The organism is Mycobacterium sp. NPDC050441, from assembly GCF_040655355.1.
GTDB lineage: Bacteria > Actinomycetota > Actinomycetes > Mycobacteriales > Mycobacteriaceae > Mycobacterium.
Window position 1 is genome coordinate 189,844 of record NZ_JBFAJS010000005.1, and the last position, 21,947, is coordinate 211,790.

At 66.8% G+C, this 21,947-nt stretch carries 18 protein-coding genes; 8 read left to right on the plus strand and 10 right to left on the minus strand.

Translation table 11 applies throughout. The features are described from left to right. The first annotated feature begins 64 nt into the window (after nt 1-64). The 3 genes from AB0I14_RS16565 to AB0I14_RS16575 all read left to right on the plus strand — a co-directional run bounded on the left by AB0I14_RS16565 (nt 65) and on the right by AB0I14_RS16575 (nt 5,782). The gene (locus AB0I14_RS16565) at nt 65-1,933 is read left to right on the plus strand and encodes a peroxidase family protein (protein ID WP_358023325.1); all 1,869 of its coding nucleotides are present in this window, start codon (nt 65-67) and stop codon (nt 1,931-1,933) included. Continuing rightward, nucleotides 1,930-3,060, plus strand: a complete 1,131-nt coding sequence (locus AB0I14_RS16570) for a catalase family protein (protein WP_358023328.1) — start codon at nt 1,930-1,932, stop codon at nt 3,058-3,060. The genes AB0I14_RS16565 and AB0I14_RS16570 overlap by 4 nt, the downstream gene beginning before the upstream one ends. Nucleotides 3,061-3,181: 121 nt before the next feature. Then, a complete protein-coding gene (locus tag AB0I14_RS16575; protein ID WP_358023331.1) occupies nt 3,182-5,782 on the plus strand; it encodes a LuxR C-terminal-related transcriptional regulator in 2,601 nt (866 codons plus the stop codon). 21 nt (nt 5,783-5,803) lie between these two features. Here the strand turns inward: AB0I14_RS16575 and AB0I14_RS16580 are convergent, their stop codons facing one another. The 5 genes from AB0I14_RS16580 to AB0I14_RS16600 form a co-directional block, all read right to left on the minus strand. Next, entirely contained in the window at nt 5,804-9,868 is a 4,065-nt protein-coding gene (locus tag AB0I14_RS16580; RefSeq protein ID WP_358023334.1) for a bifunctional nitrate reductase/sulfite reductase flavoprotein subunit alpha, read from the minus strand. Nucleotides 9,869-9,987: 119 nt separating this feature from the next. Beyond that, on the minus strand, nt 9,988-10,380 hold the full coding sequence (locus tag AB0I14_RS16585) for a universal stress protein (protein WP_358023336.1): 393 nt from the start codon (nt 10,378-10,380) through the stop codon (nt 9,988-9,990). Beyond that, the gene (locus AB0I14_RS16590) at nt 10,377-11,918 is read right to left on the minus strand and encodes a tripartite tricarboxylate transporter permease (RefSeq protein WP_358023339.1); all 1,542 of its coding nucleotides are present in this window, start codon (nt 11,916-11,918) and stop codon (nt 10,377-10,379) included. Before AB0I14_RS16590 ends, AB0I14_RS16585 begins: the two co-directional genes overlap by 4 nt. After that, complete coding sequence (locus AB0I14_RS16595; protein ID WP_358023341.1) at nt 11,918-12,403, minus strand: tripartite tricarboxylate transporter TctB family protein; 486 nt, start codon at nt 12,401-12,403, stop codon at nt 11,918-11,920. Before AB0I14_RS16595 ends, AB0I14_RS16590 begins: the two co-directional genes overlap by 1 nt. Then, the gene (locus AB0I14_RS16600) at nt 12,400-13,383 is read right to left on the minus strand and encodes a tripartite tricarboxylate transporter substrate-binding protein (protein WP_358023344.1); all 984 of its coding nucleotides are present in this window, start codon (nt 13,381-13,383) and stop codon (nt 12,400-12,402) included. Before AB0I14_RS16600 ends, AB0I14_RS16595 begins: the two co-directional genes overlap by 4 nt. Nucleotides 13,384-13,450: 67 nt before the next feature. Between AB0I14_RS16600 and AB0I14_RS16605 the strand changes: the two genes are divergently transcribed. From AB0I14_RS16605 to AB0I14_RS16625, 5 genes are all read left to right on the plus strand, one after another. Beyond that, nucleotides 13,451-15,073 (plus strand): ATP-binding protein, encoded by a 1,623-nt coding sequence (locus tag AB0I14_RS16605; RefSeq protein WP_358023347.1) that lies wholly within the window; start codon nt 13,451-13,453, stop codon nt 15,071-15,073. Then, nucleotides 15,066-15,716, plus strand: a complete 651-nt coding sequence (locus AB0I14_RS16610) for a response regulator (RefSeq protein WP_358023350.1) — start codon at nt 15,066-15,068, stop codon at nt 15,714-15,716. The genes AB0I14_RS16605 and AB0I14_RS16610 overlap by 8 nt, the downstream gene beginning before the upstream one ends. A gap of 115 nt (nt 15,717-15,831) precedes the next feature. Further along, nucleotides 15,832-17,040, plus strand: coding sequence for a cytochrome P450 (locus AB0I14_RS16615; protein WP_358023353.1), 1,209 nt, complete (start codon nt 15,832-15,834; stop codon nt 17,038-17,040). A gap of 57 nt (nt 17,041-17,097) precedes the next feature. Beyond that, entirely contained in the window at nt 17,098-17,820 is a 723-nt protein-coding gene (locus AB0I14_RS16620) for a type 1 glutamine amidotransferase (RefSeq protein WP_358023356.1), read from the plus strand. A 47-nt stretch (nt 17,821-17,867) separates the two neighbouring features. Further along, nucleotides 17,868-18,548: a phosphoribosyltransferase family protein gene (locus tag AB0I14_RS16625; protein WP_358024352.1), complete on the plus strand. Its 681-nt coding sequence runs from the start codon at nt 17,868-17,870 to the stop codon at nt 18,546-18,548. Here the strand turns inward: AB0I14_RS16625 and AB0I14_RS16630 are convergent. From AB0I14_RS16630 to AB0I14_RS16650, 5 genes are all read right to left on the minus strand, one after another. Further along, on the minus strand, nt 18,545-18,904 hold the full coding sequence (locus tag AB0I14_RS16630; RefSeq protein WP_358023359.1) for a hypothetical protein: 360 nt from the start codon (nt 18,902-18,904) through the stop codon (nt 18,545-18,547). The genes AB0I14_RS16625 and AB0I14_RS16630 overlap by 4 nt on opposite strands. Before the next feature lie 71 nt (nt 18,905-18,975). Then, the gene (locus tag AB0I14_RS16635) at nt 18,976-19,800 is read right to left on the minus strand and encodes a DivIVA domain-containing protein (RefSeq protein ID WP_358023362.1); all 825 of its coding nucleotides are present in this window, start codon (nt 19,798-19,800) and stop codon (nt 18,976-18,978) included. A 207-nt stretch (nt 19,801-20,007) separates the two neighbouring features. Then, nucleotides 20,008-20,298 carry a YggT family protein gene (locus tag AB0I14_RS16640; protein WP_358024355.1) on the minus strand — a complete coding sequence of 97 codons (291 nt, stop codon included), beginning with the start codon at nt 20,296-20,298 and terminating at the stop codon, nt 20,008-20,010. A gap of 178 nt (nt 20,299-20,476) precedes the next feature. Next, complete coding sequence (locus tag AB0I14_RS16645; RefSeq protein ID WP_358023365.1) at nt 20,477-21,115, minus strand: cell division protein SepF; 639 nt, start codon at nt 21,113-21,115, stop codon at nt 20,477-20,479. Then, nucleotides 21,112-21,945, minus strand: coding sequence for a YggS family pyridoxal phosphate-dependent enzyme (locus AB0I14_RS16650; protein ID WP_358023368.1), 834 nt, complete (start codon nt 21,943-21,945; stop codon nt 21,112-21,114). Before AB0I14_RS16650 ends, AB0I14_RS16645 begins: the two co-directional genes overlap by 4 nt. Between the last annotated feature and the right edge of the window lie 2 nt (nt 21,946-21,947).

Here is a 21,947-nt window from a genome sequence, read left to right on the forward strand (position 1 = left end):
TTCCGTGAACAACAATCGTGTCCAGAGAGACACGCACCGCATTGCGGCCGGAGGGAAACAACGAATGGTGACCACGGCGAGACAGGCACCAGCGTTCATCGCCGCTGTCTGGTCCCGGTCGCGATCGCTGACCGCCACCCTCGCGGCCCGGGTCGCCCAGCAGATCGATCAGACGGTGGGCTGGGCCCGGCTTCCCAAGGCGGCCGGACTGATCGTCCTGATCGGACTGCGCCACCAGCTGCGAACGTCGAATCTGTATGCCGCCGAACCCGCCCCGGTCCCGCCCGGCGGTCCCGTCGGTGTGGGCAACTATCTGGGCGCACGCACCCGCGACGGGTCCTACAACGATCTCAAGGACCCCAGGATGGGTTCGGTGGGTTGCCGGTTCGGCCGCAACGTCCCGCCCGAACACTCCTATCCAGAATCCGCCCAGCGACTTCTCGACCCCAACCCCCGGCTGATCAGCCGCACCCTGCTGACCCGCGAGATTTTTCAGCCCGCGACCACACTGAACCTGCTGGCCGCAGCGTGGATTCAGTTCGAGGTGCACGACTGGTTCGCCCATGGCTCGATCGCCACCCAACCCTGGGTGGTGCCGCTGCGCGACGACGATCCGTGGCCGCAGCGGCCGATGCGGGTCGAGCGCACCCCGCCCGACCCGCACCCCAGCCCGGTCGGCCCGCCCACCTTCGTCACCCAGGAGTCGCACTGGTGGGATGCCTCCCAGATCTACGGGACCACACCGGCATTCGCCAGCGCACTGCGCGCACCCGACGGCGGCAAGCTCCGCATCGACAAGTCCGGCCTGCCGCCACCCGAGGTCGAGGCCACTGCCGACCTCACCGGCACCGCGGGGAACTTCTGGGTGGGCCTGGCCCTGCTGCACTCGCTGTTCATGCGCGAACACAACGCGATCTGCGACCACCTGGCAGAGGCGTACCCGTACCTCACCGGTCAACAGCTCTACGACAAGGCGCGCCTGGTCAATTCCGCATTGATGGCCAAGATCCACACCGTGAACTGGACGCCGGCCATCATCGCGCACCCGACCACGGTGACGGCCATGCGCGTCAACTGGTTCGGGCTGCTGGGCGAGAAGCTGAGCCCCCGGCTCCGACGAAGCTGCGGACTCATCAGCGGTAGTCCCCTGCTGTCCGGCATCCCCGGCTCACCGACCACACATCACGGCGTTCCGTACTCGTTGACCGAGGAGTTCGTCGCGGTGTACCGGATGCACCCGTTGATCCCCGACGAGTTCACGTTCCGCTCACTGACCGACGACCGGGTCATCGCGCAGCACGAGCTACCCGAACTTTCGGTGCTCAATGTGCGTGCCCGGCTGAGCGAAAGCCCGATGGCCGACCTGCTGTACTCGTTCGGCCGCGCGCATCCCGGGGCGTTGTCGCTGCACAACTTCCCGAGGCACCTGCAGCACATGCATCGGGTCGACGGCACCCTGATCGACCTGGCCACGATCGACCTGATCCGGTGCCGGGAACGTGGTGTGCCGCGCTACAACGAGTTCCGGAAGCTGTTCCGGCTCAAGCCGGTGCAGACGTTCGAGGAGCTGACCGGTGACTCCGCGTTGGCGGCCGAGCTGCGCGAGATCTACGACGACGACGTGGACCTCGTCGACCTGATGATCGGGCTGTACGCCGAGCCCAAACCACCCGGATTCGGCTTCAGCGACACGGCATTCCGGGTCTTCATCCTGATGGCCACCCGCCGGCTGGAAAGCGACCGCTTCTTCACCACCGACTTCCGTGACGAGACGTACACCGTCGCCGGCATGAAGTGGGTTCGGGACAACGACATGCGCTCGGTGTTGTTGCGCCACTTCCCCGGACTGGCCCCCGCTCTGTCCGGTGTGGCCAACCCGTTCGCCCCTTGGAATGTCGCAGCACCCCGCCGAATCAGAAAGGCATCCGCATGACTGCAGCCATGACCGCCGCCGACGTACGTCGCATCGCCGAAAGCCTCAGCCCGGTTCCCTACCGCGAGGATCTCGAGCAGCCCAAGGCGGGCGAGGCCAAGGACATCGAGAAGATCATCAAGTCCCTGCACAAGAACAACGAACGGGCCTACAAGAAGTTCAAGCACGGGCTGCGTGACGCGCATGCCAAGAGCCACGCCATCCTGCGCGGCGAACTGATCGTCAACCCGGATCTGCCGGAGGTGCTCGCCCAGGGGATATTCGCCCAAGCGCGCAGCTACCCGGTGATCGCCCGCATCTCAACCACTTCGGGGGTACTGCGCAGCGACAGGAACCGCGGCGTGCGCGGACTCGGCATCAAAGCCATCGGCGTGCACGGCGACCGCGCCATGAAGGACCCGAAGGACGAACCGAACGTCACGCAGGACTTCGTGCTCGTCACGCACGAGGAATTCCTGTTCGCCGACGCCCACGCGTACCGCAAGCTGGGGATGCTGAGCGCCACTCTGCTGGCCCGGTTGTCCGACCGCGCGCTGTGGGCAGTCAGTGAACTGCTCGGCGCGCTCAAGAAGATCGGCCTGCCGATACCGGAGAATCTGGCCGTGTTCGCCGCACCCAACCGTCCCATCCTGGGCGAGACGTTCTACTCCTCCGCCCCGATCCGGTACGGCGACTACGTGGCCCGCTTCAAATACGAACCGACCTCGCCGGAGGTCAAAGCGCTTGCCGATCAGACCCTTCCGCGCAATCCCGGCCAGGACGAGCACCGCGATCTCATCATGGGATTCTTCGAAAAGCACTCCGCGGAGTACACATTCAGCGTGCAACTGTGTCTCGACACGGAGAAGATGCCGATCGAGAACGCCACGAAACCCTGGAAATCATCCCCGTACCTGCCGGTGGCGAAGGTGGTGTACCCCAAGCAGAATCCGTACAGCGCACTGCGCCGCGCGTATGGCGACGATGTGCTGTCCTTCAACTCATGGCGCGGCCTTCAGGCCCACCGGCCGCTGGGATCCATCAACCGGCTGAAGCTCAAGGTATACGAAGCATCGAGCGACTTCCGGCACAAGATGAATCACATCGACCGGCATGAGCCCTCCGACATCGCCGAACTTCCGGATTGACCCCAGCGAACGGGAAATACTTGCAATGGGAAGAACATTCGCCCCTACAGCCGACACACAACGCCCCGTCGACCCCCTGTTCGGCAGCGTTCCGGGCCCGGTGGCCCTAGACTCAGGATTCATGCCTGGTCAGTGGCAGCTTTTGGACCGGCCCGCCGAGCACGAGGCCATTCGAGCCGCCCTCAGCGGGACGGACAGCTGCGGAGTCGTGCTCGTCGGGGCCGCAGGCGTCGGCAAGACCACATTGGCGCGCACCGTCACCGCATCGTTGAGCCAGAAGGTGCACTGGACCGCGTGCACCGAGTCGTCTCGCAGCATCCCGCTCGGCGCATTCGCCCACTGGGTGTCGTCGTCGGGGTCGCGCGACCCCATCGCCCTCATCGGATCGGCACGCGAATCGCTTGTGGCCGACGGCGACACCATCGTCGGGATCGACGATGCACATCTGCTGGACCAGTTGTCGGCGACGCTGTTGCACCAGATCGCCGTGGAGCGCTCGGGCCACGTGGTGGCCACCGTGCGCAGTGGTGAGCCGGTTCCCGATGCCGTCACCTCACTGTGGAAGGACGGCTACCTCCAGCGCTTCGAACTCAACCCGTTCACCAAACAGCAGAGCATCGCACTCATCGAAACCGTCCTGGGCGGAACACTGGAGGGGCTCAGCGCCGACGTGATGTGGGAGACCTCTGGCGGCAACCCACTGTTCCTGCGCAACATGGTCGAGGGCGCGGTCGACGCCGGCACGCTGGCCAAGGTCAACGGGGTGTGGCAGTTCCGCGGCCCCACCGTCATTCCCTCCGGGCTCGTCGAACTGCTCGACGAACGTCTGGCGCATGCCGGCGACGATGTCCTGCACGCACTGAAGCTGCTGTCGCTGTGCGAACCACTGGATATCGATGCACTGGCAGAACTGGCCGGCGAGGACGCCGTGGACGCGGCCGAGATGCGCGGCCTGATCCGGATCGTCGCCGACGACGGCCAGATCAACGTCCGCTTCAGCCACCCACTGTTCGGCGAGGCGGTGCGCCGCCGGGTCGGCACCGCATCGGCCCGGAAGCTGCGGGGCCGCATCGCCAAGATCCTGCACGACCGCAACCTCGACTCGCCCGCCAGCCGAATCAAGTTGGCGGAGTTGGCGATCGAGAGTGACCAGGGTACCGATATCGAGCTGTTGATCACCGCTGCCAAGGATGCGGTGTTCCTGTCCAACCTTCCGCTGGGCGAGAAGCTGGCCCGCGCCGCCTTCGATCACGGCGGCGGACTCGGCGCGGCCGCGCTGCTGTCCCGCGCGTTGCTGTGGCAGGGCCATCCGGCACAGGCCGACAGCATCCTCGAACAGTTCTCCCCCGCGGACCTCAACGAGTTGGAGCTCGTTCAGTGGGGCATCCCGCGGCTGTCCAACCTGTTCTGGTCCATGGGCGATGTGGCGCGGGCCGATCAGGTGCTCGCCCTCCTGCGGGAGCGGGTCACCCATCCGACCCTGCGACTGATCGTCGACGCGACCGGTGCGGGCATGGCCGTGCACCAGAACAAGATCCCCGAGGGGCTCGAGATCGCCGAACGGGTCCTGGCGAACCCCGAGGCGCCGCGGCAGGCCGTGGATTTCGCGGCGTTCGCCGCCGGTCTGTCGATGCCGCTGGCGGGCCGGGGCAACGATTTCCTGCCGATCGCGTCGCGGTGCCGCGCTCAGCGCAAGACCACCGACGGCATGGTCCGGATCATGGTCTTCTACGGCGAGGTGCTGGCCCTGGCCTACACCGGTCAACTCGAACTGGCTCAGCAGCGCGCCACCGAGTACGCGGAGTTCTCCTCGGCCGGCCAGTTCGCCGGGTGGGCCATCGCCAAGATCATGGACGGCGTGGCCGCCACCCACAGCGGCCGGTTCCGCGATGCCATCCTGGCGATCGAGCAGGCCCTCGCCGCGCTGAACGCCGAGAGCTCCCTGCCCTGGCAACTGCCCGGGCGGCTGCTGCTGGCCCGCGCCTACGCCGGGGTCGGACGCCCCGCCGAGGCCGAACGGGCACTGGAGGACGCCAAGGAGCACTCGGGCGAATTCATGGCGCTGCACGAGCCCCTCCGGATGCTCGCGAAGGCCTGGCTGGCCGCCGCCAAGGGCGGGCACCGCTCGGCGATCGACCTGGCCCGGGCGGCCGCCGATGCGGCACATTCCTCCGGCCAGTACGCGGTCGAGGCCGAGGCGCTGCACAGCGCGGCACGCTTCGGCGACCGCAGTGTGACCCGTCGCCTACAGGACCTGGTCGACCGGACGGACGGTCCGCTGCCTGCCCTGTACGCACGGCACGCCGCCGCGGTGGCCGCCGCCGATCCGAACGAACTGGACAGGGTGGCCGGCGCGTTCGAGGAGGCCGGCCTGCTGCTGTCGGCGGCAGACTCCGCCGCCCAGGCGGTGCCCCTGCACGACAAGGCCGGACACCGCCGAAACAGCACCGAATCCGCCGCGCACGCACTGCAATTGGCGTCCAAGTGCGGCGGTGCCGCCACCCCGGCCATTCGATCGGCCGCCCGCCCCCTGCCGGTGACCGGACGCGAACGCGAGGTGGCCGGTCTGGTCGCGCAGGGATTGTCGAACCGCGACATCGCCGAACGACTCACCGTCTCGGTCCGCACCGTGGAAGGCCACATCTACCGGGCCTGCATCAAGCTCGGTGTGGCCGACCGCGATGAGCTCGCCAAGATCGTCTGGAACGACCTGGCTCAATAAGCCCAGCTCAGTGAGTCGAGGTCAGTACACGTCGCGCACGTATCGCTTCTGGGCGACCAGTTCCCGCTTGTAATCGTGCGCGGTGTCCTCTGACATCCCGCCATGGGTCCGCAGGATGGTGGTCAGCGCCGCATCGACGTCCTTGGCCATCCGCCCGGCATCGCCGCACACGTAGAAGTGGGCACCGTCGTCCAACCAGCGCCACAGGTCGGCCCCGCTGTCGAGCATCCGGTGCTGCACGTACACGCGCTCGGCCTGATCTCGGGAGAAGGCCAGATCCAGCCGGTTCAGCAAACCATCGCGGACCATGTCCTCCAGGTCGTCGCGATAGTAGAAGTTCTCATTGCGATGCTGATCGCCGAAGAACAACCAGTTTCGACCGGCGTGCCCCAACGCCCGCCGCTCCTGCAGGAATCCACGGAAGGGGGCGACCCCGGTTCCCGGGCCGACCATGATCATCCGGGTGCCCGCGTCCTCGGGTGGGCGGAAATGTGGAGAACGCTGCAGGAATACCGGTGCGGCGGCAGCGCGGTCGGCCAGGAAGGTCGAGCAGACCCCGCCGCGGGACGCGCCGCCGGGCCCGCGGTACCGCACCACCGACACCGTCAGCTGGATCTCGTGCGGACTGACCAGCGGGCTGGAGGAGATCGAGTAGTTGCGCGGTGTCAGCCGAACCAGAACCTCCTGCCATTCCTCCGGTTCAGCGCGCACCGCGAACTCGGAGACGATGTCGAGGCCGTTGCGGTTGTGCAGCCAATTGCTGCGCCGCTCACCGGAACTGCGCAGGATCTTGGTCGCCGAACGGTCACCGCACGTGTCGGCGACGAACCGCAACAGGTCCGGGGTCACCCGGCAGATGTCGTACGACGAGAGGAGAGCGTCGCGCAACGACTGCTCGACGCCGTCGACCTCGATCACCGAATCCGGGCTCAGTGCGGTGGCCGCCAGCCAGGCGTCCACCACGGCGGGGTTGTTACTGGCATAGACGCCCAACGAGTCGCCGACGGCATAGCTGACGTCGTATTCGGAGACGTCGAAACCGAACTGGCGCACCTCCTTTGCCGACGTCGGCGTCGTCAGCAGATCGTTGCGCGCCAGGGCCGCCAGAATCGGCTTGGCCCTGGTGAATTCATCAGGTTCGATGGGGATGACGGTGCGGGTGCCCCCGCCACCGCCACCGACGACGGCGGGGGCCGGCGTGGCACCGGCGAGCGCCGTGGTGACCGCGTCGGCCCAGCGCCGCAACGGCTCATCGTCATAGGCCTCGCAGTCGACACGGTCGAGAAGCTTGGTGGCCCCCAGATCAGCCAACCGGAGGTCCAGGGACTTTGCGTGCCCGCAGAAGTTGTCGTAGGACCTGTCACCGATGCCGAGCACTGCGTAGCGGATCCCGTGCAACTGCGGGGCGTCCGGGGACTGCAGCCGACTCCAGAAATCGGCCCCGTTGTCCGGTGGCCCACCGTCACCGAATGTGCTTGTGACCACCAGGATGTCACGCGCGGTAGCCAGGTCGGCGAGCGCGAGCTCGTCCATGTTGACCAACGACGCACCGGCGATGCGGCCCGCCAGGCCTGCCGCGAATTCCTCGGCGGTGCCGGTCTGCGAGGCCCACAACACCATCGGCCCGGTTACCGCGGACCGGTCGAACCGGTCATCGCTGCCGGCCCGTGAATAGCGTCCGGCCAGCACCCCGTCCACCCACAGCCGCACCGTCGCGCGCAGCGGGGCCGCATCCGGAAGTACCGGTACGCCCGCGGGATCATCTGGTAGACCGGTGAAAAACCCGGCCAGATAGATCTTTTCGTCCTGGTTCAGGGCCGGCTTGTGCGCGGAACTCAATCCCATCTCGGCGGCCAACGGATGCAGCGCCGAAGTGCCGTCGACCGACCGGACCGGTCGCAAGCTGACCGCGCACACCTTGAACTCCGGCTGTAGCGAATCCGGGTCGACGGCATCGTTGGTCACCGCGTTGACGGTGAGGTACTCCCCGTGTTCGTCGTTCCAGTGAAACGGTGCAAAGCAGTTACCGGGGCGGACCCGGTCCGACAGCACTGCGGGCAACACCGCGCGGCCGCGCCGCGAGGTCAGCTCAAGCGGTTGACCGTCGACGATGTCGAGTTCCAGGGCGTCGAGCGGGTGGATCTCGACGAAGGGTGCCGGGTTGAGCTTGTTGAGCTTGTCCACCTTGCCGGTCTTGGTCATGGTGTGCCATTGATGTTGCAGCCGGCCGGTGTTCAGCACGAACGGGTAGTCGTCATCGGGCAACTCCGCGGCGTCCATATGCGGACGGGCCAGGAACACCGCGCGCCGCGAGGGCGTGGCGAAGGCCAGCCGGGGCCGGTGCCCGTCGGAGTCGACCAACAGATCCTGGCTGATGCCGTCGTTGAGGTAGCGGATGGGGTGCCGGTCGTCGTCACCGCCGGGCGCATCGAGCGGCGGGACCGGCCACTGCAACGGGGTTTGGCGCAACCGCTCATAGCCGGCTCCGCGCAGGTCGTACCCGGTCTTCGCATTGGCGAACTCGCGGATCTCGGCGAAGACCTCCTCTGCGGACCGGTAATCGAAGTGCTCGGCAAATCCCAGGTGTGCGGCCACCTGGCAGATCAACTGCCAGTCCGGCCGCGACTGGCCCAGCGGGGCGACCGAGGGCGACAGCAATGTCAGGTTGCGTTCCGAATTGACCATCACACCTTCGGATTCCGCCCACAACGCCGCCGGTAACAGGATGTCGGCATAGTGGTTGGTGGCCGTTGAACGGTACGCATCCTGGACAATGACCAGCTCAGCGGCTTCCAGACCGTTGATCACGGTCTTCCGGTTGGCCACGCTGGCAACAGGATTCGTGCAGATGATCCAGCAGGCCTTGATCAGGCCCTGCTCCATCTGCTCGAACATTCCGATGGTTCCCGGGCCCACTTCCGAGCGGATGGTGCCCGGCTCGAGGCCCCACCGGGTCTCGACGAACGCACGGTCATCGGCTGCGAGTACCGACCGCTGGCCGGGCAGACCCGGTCCCATGTAGCCCATCTCGCGCCCGCCCATGGCGTTGGGCTGACCGGTCAGCGACATCGGGCCGCTGCCCGGACGGCAGATGGCCCCGGTGGCCAGGTGCAGGTTGCAGATGGCGTTGGTGTTCCACGTACCGTGCGTGCTCTGGTTGAGCCCCATGGTCCAGCAGCTCATCCACTCGCCGGCCTCGGCGATCATCGCTGCGGCAGTGCGGATGTCGGCCTCGGGGAGGCCGGTGATCTCGGCGACCCGGGCCGGGGGGTAATCCGCCAGGAATTCCGGCATCGCCTCCCAACCCGTGGTGTGTTCGGCAATGAACTGCCGGTCGATGTCGCCGCCCTGCACGAGCAGGTGCAGCAGGCCGTTGAGCAGCGCCAGGTCGGTTCCGGGTTTGATCTGAAGGAACAGGTCAGCGCGTTCGGCGGTCGCGGTGCGACGCGGGTCCACCACGATCAGCTTGGCGCCGGCCTTGAGTCGATCGGCCATGCGCAGGAACAGAATCGGATGACAGTCGGCCATGTTGGCGCCGGTGACGAAGAACAGGTCGGCACGGTCGAAGTCGGTGTAGGAACCCGGAGGCCCATCAGCACCGAGGGACTGCTTGAACCCGGTGCCCGCACTGGCCATGCACAGCCGAGAATTCGATTCGATGTGCATGGTACGCAGGAAGCCTTTGGCCAGCTTGGTGGCCAGGTACTGCGCCTCCAGCGTCATCTGTCCGGACACGTAGAGTGCGACGGCATCGGGCCCGTGCTCGTCGACGATGGCCCGCAGCCTGCGTCCGGCCTCGGCCACCGCCTCATCGACCGGGGTCGGCAGAAGTTCGTCGTCACGCCGCAGCAACGCGGACTCCAGGCGGTCGTCGACGGCGGACATCATCTCGGCATGCATCGCCCCTTTGGTGCACAATCGGCCGAAATTGCTGGGGTGAAGCTTGTCGCCGCTGACTCGGGCGATCACGGTGCGGTCGTCATCGACCCTGGTAGTGACCTCGATACCGCAGCCGACACCACAGTACGAACATGCCGTGCGCTTCGTCGTGTCCGGGACCGAGCCCGGAGCCGCGCCATCCGCCATGCCCCCATGGTGTGGTGGCGGTGTTGTCGGATCTTTCCGGCGACGTTATCGCCACGAAAACTGATCCTCACTGCGCGGATATGCCCGCGGTGAGACCGATCACCACAGGTCAGGGTGCATTAATGATGGTCAGGCTTGACCGCCAGCACCGGCTTCGGGCACTCCAGCAACAGTTGCTGCGACACGCTGCCGAGCAAAAGCTTGCCCACCGGACTGCGATGCCGGATGCCGATCACCAGCAACTCGGCGTCGGGGGCGTCCATCGCGTCGAGCAATTCGGTGGCCGCCTCCACCCCCACGGGCTGGCGCAACTCGAACGGCACGCCGCTCTCACGCAGCCGCTCTTCGACATCGTGAACCTGGCCCGAACGGGCAAACCGGGCATCCACGTACGCCTCACCCGAGGTCGCGTTGATCACCAACACGCTGGTGTTGCGCAACGCGGCTTCGGCGATGCCGTGCTCGACGGCGGCAATACCGAACACGTCCGCGGTGTAGCCGATGACAATCATTGTTGGGCCGCCTTCTGCTGCTGATCCGCATCGTCCTCGACGATCAACAACGTCTCCTCACTGCGGTGCATCAGCTTGAGCACCAACGGCATCAACAGCAGGATCGCCATGAGCACGTAGGTGACGATCGCGACGGGTTCGGTGAACAGACTTGTCCAGTCGCCACCGCCGAGTTGCAGGCTCTGGCGCAGTTGCCGTTCGATGCGCGGGCCGAGGATCACTCCGATGATCAACGGCAACACCGGCAATCCGAACCGGCGCATCATCAGGCCCAGCAGCCCGAACACCAGCAGCAGGACCAGATCCAGCGGTTGCACGTTGACTGCGAGCGCCCCCAGCGTGGCGAAGAACAGGATGCCCGCGTACAGGTAGGGCCGCGGGGTGCGCAGCAGCTTGGCCCACAGCGGCGCCAGCGGCAGGTTGAGTACCAGCAGCAGGAAGTTGCCGATGAACAGGCTGGCGATCAGCGTCCAGATCAGCAACGGTTCCTTTTCGAAAAGCGTTGGTCCGGGCTGAATTCCGTAGGACACGAATGCCGTCAGCATCACCGCGGCGGTGGCGTTGGTGGGCAGACCGAGCGACAGCATCGGCACCAGGGTGCCCGCCGCCGACGCGTTGTTGGCGGCCTCCGGCCCGGCGACACCCTCGATGGCGCCCTTGCCGAACTCCTCGGGGTGCTTCGACAGCCGCTTTTCGGTGATGTAGGACAGGAACGTCGGCAACTCGGCGCCACCGGCCGGCAGCGCGCCGAACGGGAACCCGTAGGCAGTGCCGCGCAGCCACGGCTTCCAGGACCGGGCGAAGTCCTGGCGGCTCATCCACGGCCGCCCCACCGGGATCACCTCGGCAGGCCGGCGGCGCAGGTGCGCCGCCACCCAGAGCGCCTCGCCGAGGGCGAAGATCGCCACCGCGATCACCACGATGTCGATACCGTCGGACAGTTGCGGCAGGCCGAAGGTGGCGCGTGGCTGGCCGGTGAGGAAGTCGATGCCGACGACACCGATCGCGAGTCCGAGGAACAGCGAGATCGCTCCGCGCAGCTTGGAGGAGCCGAGCACGGCGGTGACCGCGACCAGGGCGAACAGCATGATCGCCAGGTACGAGGGCGCGCCGAGGGTCACGGCGAACCGCGAGATGGGCGGTGCGAACGCGGCCAACAGGGCGGTGCCGATGGCGCCGGCGACGAACGAGCCGATGGCGGCGGTGGCCAGGGCCTGGGCGGCCCGGCCGGCCTTGGCCATCTTGTTGCCCTCGATCGCGGTGATCACCGACGAGGATTCACCGGGGGTGTTCAGCAGGATCGAGGTGGTCGACCCGCCGTACATCCCGCCGTAGAAGATCCCGGCGAACATGATGAACGCCGCGCTGGGGCTGACGTTGTAGGTCACCGGCAGCAGCAGGGCCACCGTCATCGCCGGGCCGATGCCCGGCAGCACACCCACCGCGGTGCCCAACAGCACCCCGATCACCGCGTACATCAGGTTCATCGGGGTCGCCGCCTCGGCGAAGCCCTGCAGCAGCCAGTCGAAGTTACCCATCACAGAATCCCGTCCAGAATGCCTGCGGGCAGCGGGATTCCGAGCCCGGAGTAGAACGCGTAGAAGCTCGCGACCGACAGCACCGTCCCGATCGCCAGGTTGCGTATGTAGTGGCGGTTGCCGAGAATCGTTGCCGCCCCGGCGAACAGCAGTGCGCCCATGATGGCCCAGCCCAGCGGCTTGACTCCGACGATCACCAACACGAACAGCCCGACCAGCAACCCGACTGTGCGCCAGTCCCCCGGCATGTTCGGGTCGACATCCTCACCGGCGTCCGCCTCGCCGACCGATCCGCGCGGGATGGCGATCGCCAGGACGATCGCGAGTGCGATCAGGATGATCCCGATCCCCAGCGGAAAGGCGCGCGGCCCGACGGGATCGACCTTGGCGAATCCCCCGGTCAGCGTGAGCGCGTCATAGATCAGAAATGTTCCGACGGCCACCAGAACCACGCAGACCAGATACTGGGCCTTGTCGACCTTCACAACAACCCCAATTCGCTCAGCGTCGTCGAGACGCGGTTGTCCTGATCACGCAGGAACTGTTCGAAGTCGGCTCCGGTGCTGAACGCGTCAGTCCAGCCGTTCTTGACCAGCGCGTCGCGCCACTGCTCGGTGCCGTGCAGGTCGGTCAGGGCCCGCACCATCGCATCCTTGGCCTCACCGGAAATGCCTGGCGGTGCGAGTATTCCGCGCCAGTTGGTGAACGTGAGGTCGATACCGGCCTCGGTCAGGGTCGGCGCATCGATCCCCTCGACGCGCTTGGCACCCGATACCGCCAGCACCCGGACCTGCCCGGCCTCGATCTGGTCGACGAACTCGCCGAGCCCGGTGGTACCTGCCGCGATCTTCTTGCCCAGCAGCGCCGTCAGCAGATCACCGCCCCCGTCGTAGGTGATGTAGTTGACCTTGCGCGGGTCGACTCCGACCGCGCGTGCGGTTTCCATCGGGAACAGGTGATCGGGCCCACCCGGTGAGGACCCGCCGCCGATGGTGACCTTGGCCGGATCGGCCTTCCATGCCGAGACCAGGTCACCGATGGTGCGGAACGGCGAATCCCCCGGCACCAGAATGCCTTCCTGCTCCTCGACCATCTTGGCCAGTGCGGTGGCGTCCGAGGCACGCGCCGAAGAACCGTTGGTGTAGACGGCGCCCACCACGCCGAGCCCCATCATCATCATGAGGTCGTCGTTGCCCTTTTCGTTCATCAGCCGGGCCATCGCCACGGTCCCGCCGGCGCCGATGACGTTGAACACCTCGATGCGCCCGGTGATGTCGGTGTCCTCCATGATCTTCACCGCGGTGCGCGCGGTCAGGTCGTAGCCGCCGCCCGGACTGTTGGGCACCATCATGCGCAGCCGATGCAGGCCCCGGGATTCGTCGCCGCGGGTGACCCCGCAGGCCGTCACCAGCATCAGGGCGACCACGGCCACCATCAGCCCGGCACCTAGTCGTCGAAACCTCATGGTCAGCAATACTGGACCCAGGACGTGACGCAGGTCACCCATTCGGACGCAAAGGAAGTTTTGTTCGTTGAGTTCACCAGTCGCACGTTCACCGCGGGCGCGGACACGGTTTCTGCCCGATGGCAGCCTGGCCGCGCGCTTCCTGGTGTTCCAGCTTCTGGTGGTCGCGGTGGTGCTGATCGCGGTGGCTGCGGTGTCGGTGGCGCAATCCACCCGGGAGTTCCGTGATGTCCGCGGGCAGCGGATGATCGCGGTCGCCGAGAACGTCGCGTCGACGCCGATCGTCCGGGACCGCTACGACGATCCGTTCGCCGCTTCGGTGCTGGCACCCGAGGTGGAGCGCGCGGTGGCCCTGTCCGGTGCCGGGCGGGCCGAGATCACCGATCCCGCCGGGAATGTGCGGGTGTCGTCGGATCCGGACCGCATCGGCCAACAACTCGACCTTCGCAGCAGCCGGGCCGACGAGGGTCGCGCCTGGTCCGGCGACAGCGACGTCGACGGTACGCACCGTCTGGTCGGACAGGTCCCCATCCTGGCCGCCGACGGCGCGGTGCTGGCGATCGTCTCGGTCAGCGAGCGTTACCCGTCGCTGTGGGAGCTCTTGGGCGGGGCCGGTGAGCGCCTGCTGATCTACCTCGGACTGGGTGCGACGCTCGGGATGCTGGCGTCGTGGGTCTTGTCGCGCCGAATCAACCGTCACACCCGCGGCCTGGACATAGCCGAGATCGCCGACCTGGCCGATCACCGAGAAGCGCTGCTGCACAGCATCCGTGAAGGTGTGGTCGCGGTGAACAACGACGGAGTCATCACGGTGATCAACGACAGCGCATCCGATCTGCTGGGCATCGGCGCGGACGCCGTGGGCCGCCGTGCCGATGCAGTCGGCCTGGAACCGGCGGTGGTGGCGTTCCTGTTGTCCGGCGACGGAACTCGCGCCGACGAATCCGACGTGGTGATCACCACGCGCACCCGGGTGTTGGCACTCAACCGCCGCGCCGCCCGCAGCCAGGGCAGGAGGATCGGTACGGTGACCACCATGCGCGACAGCACCGAGCTCGCCGCGCTCCAGGCTCAACTGTCCTCACACCGAAGCGTGACTGACATGCTGCGAGCCCAGACCCACGAGTTCTCCAATCAACTGCACACCATCTCCGGGCTGACCCAGTTGGGCGAGTTCGACGCGGTCCGCGCTCTGGTGGGCACCTTGACCCGGCGCCGGGCCGAGATCAACGAGGCGGTGACCCAACATGTTTCAGACCCGGCGGTGACCGCGCTGCTGATCGCCAAGACGTCCCTGGCCGCCGAGAGCGGGGTCACCCTCGACCTGACCGACGACAGCCACCTCGACGCACTCGACCCGGCCCTGGCCACCGACGTGATCACGTTGCTGGGCAACCTGATCGACAACGCCGTCGACGTGTCCGTCGGCTCACCGGCCGCACGGGTGGATGTACGCATCGACGATTCAGCCGGGCTGACGCTGGCGGTCTCGGACTCCGGACCCGGTGTGCCCGAACACCTTCGGGAGACCATCTTCTCCCGCGGGGTCACCTCCAAGGCCGAGGTGCCCGGCGGGAGGGGCATCGGACTGGCCCTGGTGCGCCTGGTGACGGCCCAACACGGAGGTGACGTCGAGGTCACCGACGCCCCGGGCGGCGGCGCCCTGTTCGTGGTGAGGCTGCATGCGTGACGTACTGGTGGTCGACGACGACTTCATGGTGGCCGAGATCCACCGCCGCTTCGTCGAACGCGTCGACGGGTATCGCCCGGTCGGAGTGGCCCGCAACGGAACCGAGGCCCTGGCAGCAGCGGCCGAGCTGCGTCCCGATCTGATCCTGCTCGACGTCTATCTGCCGGACATGACCGGGCTCGAGGTGCTCCGGCGGCTGCGCGCCGGGGGCAACCGCGTCGGCGTCATCATGGTCACCGCGGCCCGTGAACTCGACACGGTGCGGGGCGCGTTGGACGGCGGAGCGGCCGATTATCTGGTCAAACCTTTCGACTTCGATCAGTTGAAGACGAAATTGGCAGCTTTCGCCGCGCGTGCCGAGGCGCTGGCGGGGGCCGGGGGCGCCGATCAATCGACCATCGACGCGCTGTTCGGCGGCTCGGCGGTTGTCCTGCCCAAAGGGCTCGGCGCCGAAACCGGTCGGCTCGTCATGGCCGCGGTACGGGCCGCGGGCGAGGTGTCGGCCATGGAATGTGCTGAGCAGGTGGGAATTTCACGCGTCAGCGCACGGCGTTATCTCGAGTACTACCTGAGCACCGGAGCGTTGGAGCTGCGATTGCAATACGGCACCGGTAGGCCCGAACGGCGTTACCGGACAAGGTGAGGGGCCTGGCCGGCGCCCGGAGATGAACTGAGGTAGCCGGCTACTCACGACTCGCAGGGCCAACCGGACCAGCATCACTATCAGCAGGTTCTCGCCCGATCACGCGGAGGCCGTCATGACCCTGGTAACCGATGCCGACCTTCCCCCGCTCGACTACGAGCACGAGACCGACCCCGAGGCGGTGCACCGGCTGATCGCGCAGGCCCGCGCCCACGCCCCGGTCGCGATGGGGCCCCACGGTCCGGAGCTGTTGAGCTACGACCTGGTCCGCGCGACCCTGCGCGATCCACGCTTCGAGATCCCCAAAGGCGTGTTCCTGGCCGCGCAGGGCATCACGTCCGGCCCGCTGTGGGACCGCGCGAACAGCAGCCTGCTGGGTGTCGATGCCGAGTCACACACGCGGTTGCGCCGCCTGGTCGCCAAGGCGTTCGCACCCCGCAGCGCCGACCGGCTCCGGGAAACCTGCGTCGACATCGTCACCGAACTCACGGACCCCTACCTGTCCGAGGGACACTGCGACATGGTGGCCGACATTGCGGTTCAGTATCCGATCCCGGTGATCTGCGCGCTGCTCGGCGCCCCGCGCCAGGACTGGCATCTGTTCTCCCAGTGGGCCGATGACATCTTCAAGATGTTCAGCTGGAACCTCGGTGACCACGCCGACACGGTCGAGGCTGCATGGCTGCAGCTCGACGATTACGTCGACGCCATGGTGGTGCGACGGAACTCCAGCCTCACCGACGATCTGCTCTCCGATCTGATCCGGGCGGAGGTCGACGGTGACCGCCTCACCCATTCCGAGCTGCTGATGCTGGCCGGCGGCGTCATACTGGCCGGCACCGATACCACCCGCAATCAACTCGCAGCAGCCGTCCAGGTGCTGTGCGACTACCCCGACCAGTGGCTGATGTTGGCCGAAAATCCTGATATGGCACCACTTTTCGTCGACGAACTGCTACGCCATACACCAATTGCACTGAGCAGCGTGCGGATCGCCCGCGAGGATGCCGAACTGGGCGGCCTCACCATCCCGGCCGGAACGCAGGTGGCGGTGAACTTCGCTGCGGCCAACCGGGATCCACAGGTGTACGACGAGCCCGAGCGATTCGACGTCAACCGCATCGGACCCCCGGCCATGATGACGTTCGGCGGCGGGCTGCACTACTGCCTGGGTGTACACCTGGCCAGGGTCGAGCTCGCCGAGGCATTGCGCGTGCTCACCCGGAAGCTGCACAACCCCCGATGCGAGGGACGTGCCCAGTGGAAGCCGATGACCGGGATCACCGGTCCCGCGTCACTGCCGCTGATCTTCGAGGCGGCCTGAAGGTCCAATAATTGGACCTGAAATTCGGCGGGCGCCGGGTAGCGAAATAATGACGGCGTGACATCGAGGGTTCTGTTCCTGCGCAACGACCACACGGCCACCGAGGCCATGCTGGCCGACGTCTTCACCGAATGCGGATTCGACATCGACACGTTCGACGTCGTTGCGCCCGAGCGGGACGCCGATCCCGCTTGCGAGGTGGCCTTCCCCGACCCGACCGATTATGACGTCATCGTTCCACTGGGTGCCCGCTGGGCTGTCTACGACGAGACGCTGCGCAACAGCTGGGTCGAAGCCGAGATGGCCATGGTGCGCCGGGCCGTCGAGGCCGGGGTCGGCGTGCTCGGCGTGTGCTTCGGCGGACAGCTCATCGCCCAGGCCCTCGGCGGATCGGTCACCAGGTCGCCGGCTCCCGAGGTGGGCTGGTACAACGTCGACAGCGACGACGAGCAGGTGGTTCCCGGCGGCCGATGGTTCCAGTGGCATTTCGACCGCTGGACACTGCCCGCGGGCGCCACCGAGATCGCTCGGACGCCCGCTGCCTCGCAGGCCTTCGTGCTGGGCACGGCGCTGGCGCTGCAGTTTCACCCCGAGCTCGACTCCGAGCTGTTGGAGGTCTGGCTGGCCCACGAAGGCGACGGCCCGGTGGCCGGAATCGACCGCAGTCCCGACGAATTACGCTTGCAAACAAGGGAGTTCATCGACGACGCGGCAGCCCGGCTACGCACGTTGGTCCGGGGCTTCCTCAGCCGGGTGGTCCGGGGGCAACCATCGACGTAGGCTGACAACAGTCGGCGGAATTGCCTCCAGTGCCGGCCACAGTGCTGATGAACGCCTGGAATCTGCGAGCGAGCAGAGAACGCATCTACCAGGACCGCCACGAAGCCGGCCGGGTCCTGGCCGAGCAGTTGGTGTCCTACCGGGATCGACCCGAGGTACTCGTTCTGGGCCTGGCCCGGGGCGGAGTGCCGATCGCCGCCGAAGTCGCCTCGCACCTGCACGCACCCCTGGACGTGTTCGTGGTCCGCAAGCTGGGCGTGCCGCAGTGGCAGGAACTCGCCATGGGTGCGGTGGCCTCCGGCGGCGGGTTGGTGATCAACGACGGGGTGGTGAACCGCCTCGGCATCGACGACGAGACCATCGTCGAGACGATCCGGCACGAGACCGCCGAGGTCGAGCGGCGGGAGCAGGCCTACCGAGGCGGACGCCCGGCGCCGGACTTCACCGATCGAACGGTGATCCTGGTCGACGACGGCATCGCCACGGGGGCCACGATGCTGGCCGCGGTCCGTGCCGTGCGGGCAGCCCGACGGGTCGTGGTGGCGGTTCCGGTCGGACCACCGACGGTGAGCGGTCAGCTCATGGAGGAGGCCGACGACGTGGTGTGCATCAGCACCCCACCCCAGTTCGAAGCGGTGGGCCAGGCGTTCGCAGACTTCCACCAGGTCAGCGACGACGAAGTCCGCCGCCTGCTGGCACAGCCGACCACAGAACCCGGCGAGGGTTAGCTCTTGTTGTACTTCTCGGCGGAGTCGTCGGCCTCGACGTCCACATCCGCGGCGTCGGACTCCACGGCGACATCCGACTCGGGTTCGGCGACCGACTCGTCGGGATAATCCACCGGCGCCTCGACCACGTCGAAGGTCTCGGTCGTCTCGGTGGCATTGGCCTCGTCGGCGGCGGCGGCGTCCTCGCCGGCCTTCGCACCGCGCGAGCGTTCCCGCAATGCGTCGACGATCAGCAGCAGCACGCCGATCACGCTGGCACCGATACAGACCCAGGCGATCAACTCATTGCTGGTGACCACCGCGGTCACCAGCGCGGCCAGGCCGATGACGGCAAGCACGAGCGCAATGATCAACATCGTTCAACCCTAAGTGTGGTGGCCCGTGCTCGGGCCGGTTCACGACAGTGCGAGGAAGTCGGTCTTGCCGGTTAGTTGTTGCCGCGGTTGAACTGGCTGAAACCACCCGCCGAGTCGTTGTTGGCACTGGAATCCACCGGCGCGGCCGAGCCGCGCTGGCCCAGCTCCTCCAGCTGAGACTCCAGGTAGGTCTTCAGACGTGTCCGGTACTCACGCTCGAACGTGCGCAGCTGCTCCAGACGGCCCTCGAGGACCGTGCGCTGCTGATTGATCGTGCCCATGATCTCGGAGTGCTTGCGCTCGGCGTCGGCCTGCAGTGCATCGGCCTTCTCCTGAGCCTGACGCAGCTGGGTCTCCGAACGGGTCTGCGCATCGGCCAGCATCGCGTCGGCACGGGTGCGGGCCTCCGAGACCGTGGTCTCGGCGGTCTTGCGGGCATCGCTGACCATGGCGTCGGCCTGCGCCCGCGCGTCCGACAGCAGTTTGTCCGACTCGGCCTTGGCCGTGGAGGTCAGGCGGTCTGCGGTGTCCTGCGCCAGGCTGAGCACCCGGGCGGCACGCACGGCGGTGTCCTCGCTCGGCGGAGCGGGAGGGGCGACCGGCGCCACGGGGGCCTCGTAGACCGGCTGCGGGGCCGGGGTCGGCTCGGGCTCCGGCTCGTAGAGCGGGATGGACTGGGTGGACTGAGCGCCGCCCGCCCCGGACCGCGCCGATGCCAGCTCCTGATCGAGCTCGGATACGCGCTGCCGAAGATCGGCGTTCTCCTCGATGAGCCGAGTCAGCTCGTTCTCAACCAGATCGAGAAAGGCATCGACCTCGTCCTCGTTGTAGCCACGTTTGCCGATGGGCGGCTTGCTGAACGCGACGTTATGGACGTCCGCTGGTGTGAGCGGCATTGTCTGCCCCCTTGAAGTCTTGGACCGTCAACCGATCTCAAAGTGTAAAGCCTTGCCTGATCGCAACTGGAGTCCATCCTGTCACACCAGACCCGGCGGTTGCAGTGGAGGCCTATTTTTAAGAACGAATTTCAATCTTCTTACGCATTTGTGGACCATTCGGCAAACGCCGAGGACGGGTCTCCCCCGCCCACTCGCACCAAGGTTCTACATCGCCGCATTGAACGCCAATTGCATCCCGATGAACGCCGCGAGAAGCAGCACCATGATCGACAGGTCGAAGCGCACGGCGCCTATCGTGAGCTGGGGAATGAGCCGCCGCAGAAGTTTCACCGGCGGATCGGTCACGGTCATGATGAGCTCGAGGACCACGACGGTCAGCCCCTTGGGATGCCAGTCGCGGCTGAAGGACCGGATGAACTCGACCACGACGCGCGCGATGAGCAGCAGCCAGAAGACGAACAGCGCGAAACCGAGAATTTCGAAGAACAGCGACAACTGAGCCGACCTCACTACAGCAGGATGTGTGACATTGGATACAGGTCGCCGTAGGTCGGACACATCTCACACAGAAGACGTGGTCAACCGATAGTGCGACGCCGCCAGCCTACCCGGGCCCCCGCTGGGCATCAGGCATGCGCGGGGGCGCCACGGAGCTGCGACGGGCGTCGCGGCGCTACTGGTAGGCGTAGAAGCCGGCCTCGGCGATCCGGCGCCGCTGCTCGGCACTGACGTCGACGTCGGCCGGCGACAGCAGGAACACCTTGGTGGCCACCTTGTCGAACGAGCCGCGCAGCGCGAACGCCAGACCGGCGGCGAAGTCGACCAGGCGCTTGGCGTCGGCGTTGTCCATCGACACCAGGTCCATGATCACCGGGGTGCCGTCGCGGAACCGCTCGCCGATGGTGCGGGCCTCGCTGTAGTCCTTGGGCCGCAGCGTGGTGATCTTCGCCAGCGGGCTGCCCGCCTCGAACAGCTCTGCCATCCGGCGCGGATCCATCGCCAACGCACCCCGGGTGGACCCGGACAGCGCGCCGAGACGCGGTGACGGACGGTCGAATTCACGGGGAGCACGCATCCGGGCATCGAACCGCGGCTCCTCGGCGAAACCGCCCGGATAGCCGCCCCGATAGGCCGGACCCTCGTCGTACTCGGAGCCCTCGTAGCCGTAGCTGTCCTCTTCGAAACGCTCGTCACGGGGACGACGGGCATAGCTGCGGGCCGCACCTCGATCGTCGTCCTCGTAGTACTCGTCGTCGTAGTCCTCCATCGGCGCCATCCCGAAGTAGGCCTTGACCTTGTGCAGTGTGCTCATCTCGGCGACCCTTCTGCTGACGATGGGGGTGGTGGTGTCTGTGATGAAGATGTGACTGGTGTGACTACTTCCGGTGACGTTAGCGGGCGTTGCCCCATGAGCGCGGTTCCGACACGCACACACGTCGATCCATGTTTGACGGCACTTTCGAGATCACCGGACATCCCCGCCGACAGTTCGAGCCGATGCTGGTAGTCGCGCTGCACACGCTCCCGCTCGGCGGCCAGCCGCGCGAATGCGTCGTCGGGATCCCATGCCAGCGGCGGGATTCCCATCAGACCGGCGAACTCCAACGCCTCGGCGGAGTTCGCTGACCCACAGATTTCGTCGACGAGATCGGGGGCATCCACATCGACGCCGCCGCGTTCGGTGTCGCCGTCGAGACTGATCTGGATGTAGACGCGCAGCGGCTGGGTCCGCGTGCCGGCAGCCAGCGCCTCGCCCACGGCCCGGTCCAGTGCGGTCAGCAGGCGGGTGTTGTCGACCGAGTGCGCGGTGTGCGCCCAGCCCGCAACGGCCCGCGCCTTCTTCCGCTGGATGCGCCCCACCATGTGCCAGCGAATCGGAACGTCCGTTAATTCCGCGCGAACAGAATCGACTTTATCGGCGGCCTCTTGTTCGCGGGATTCACCAAATGCGAGGCACCCTAATTGGTTGAGAATAATGACATCGGAGGCCGGAAAGTATTTCGTGATCGGAAGTAATTCAATTTCATTGACATTTCGCCCGACCGATTCTGCGGCCCGCGCCAGGCGCGCCCGCGCGGCACCGAGCGCGGCGGTCAACTGGGCCGTCCGGTCGGCGTCACGCCCGCGCTGCACGGTGCTCATCT

What these genes read in the sequence shown, in the direction of transcription:
- AB0I14_RS16575 (WP_358023331.1), top strand. Translation starts at nt 3,182, where the DNA reads ATGCCTGGTCAGTGGCAGCTTTTGGACCGGCCCGCCGAGCACGAGGCC.
- AB0I14_RS16625 (WP_358024352.1), top strand. Translation starts at nt 17,868, where the DNA reads ATGAACGCCTGGAATCTGCGAGCGAGCAGAGAACGCATCTACCAGGAC.
- AB0I14_RS16565 (WP_358023325.1), top strand. Translation starts at nt 65, where the DNA reads ATGGTGACCACGGCGAGACAGGCACCAGCGTTCATCGCCGCTGTCTGG.
- AB0I14_RS16645 (WP_358023365.1), bottom strand. Translation starts at nt 21,115, where the DNA reads ATGAGCACACTGCACAAGGTCAAGGCCTACTTCGGGATGGCGCCGATG.
- AB0I14_RS16590 (WP_358023339.1), bottom strand. Translation starts at nt 11,918, where the DNA reads ATGGGTAACTTCGACTGGCTGCTGCAGGGCTTCGCCGAGGCGGCGACC.
- AB0I14_RS16600 (WP_358023344.1), bottom strand. Translation starts at nt 13,383, where the DNA reads ATGAGGTTTCGACGACTAGGTGCCGGGCTGATGGTGGCCGTGGTCGCC.
- AB0I14_RS16650 (WP_358023368.1), bottom strand. Translation starts at nt 21,945, where the DNA reads ATGAGCACCGTGCAGCGCGGGCGTGACGCCGACCGGACGGCCCAGTTG.
- AB0I14_RS16570 (WP_358023328.1), top strand. Translation starts at nt 1,930, where the DNA reads ATGACTGCAGCCATGACCGCCGCCGACGTACGTCGCATCGCCGAAAGC.
- AB0I14_RS16610 (WP_358023350.1), top strand. Translation starts at nt 15,066, where the DNA reads ATGCGTGACGTACTGGTGGTCGACGACGACTTCATGGTGGCCGAGATC.
- AB0I14_RS16585 (WP_358023336.1), bottom strand. Translation starts at nt 10,380, where the DNA reads ATGATTGTCATCGGCTACACCGCGGACGTGTTCGGTATTGCCGCCGTC.
- AB0I14_RS16615 (WP_358023353.1), top strand. Translation starts at nt 15,832, where the DNA reads ATGACCCTGGTAACCGATGCCGACCTTCCCCCGCTCGACTACGAGCAC.
- AB0I14_RS16630 (WP_358023359.1), bottom strand. Translation starts at nt 18,904, where the DNA reads ATGTTGATCATTGCGCTCGTGCTTGCCGTCATCGGCCTGGCCGCGCTG.
- AB0I14_RS16635 (WP_358023362.1), bottom strand. Translation starts at nt 19,800, where the DNA reads ATGCCGCTCACACCAGCGGACGTCCATAACGTCGCGTTCAGCAAGCCG.
- AB0I14_RS16580 (WP_358023334.1), bottom strand. Translation starts at nt 9,868, where the DNA reads ATGGCGGATGGCGCGGCTCCGGGCTCGGTCCCGGACACGACGAAGCGC.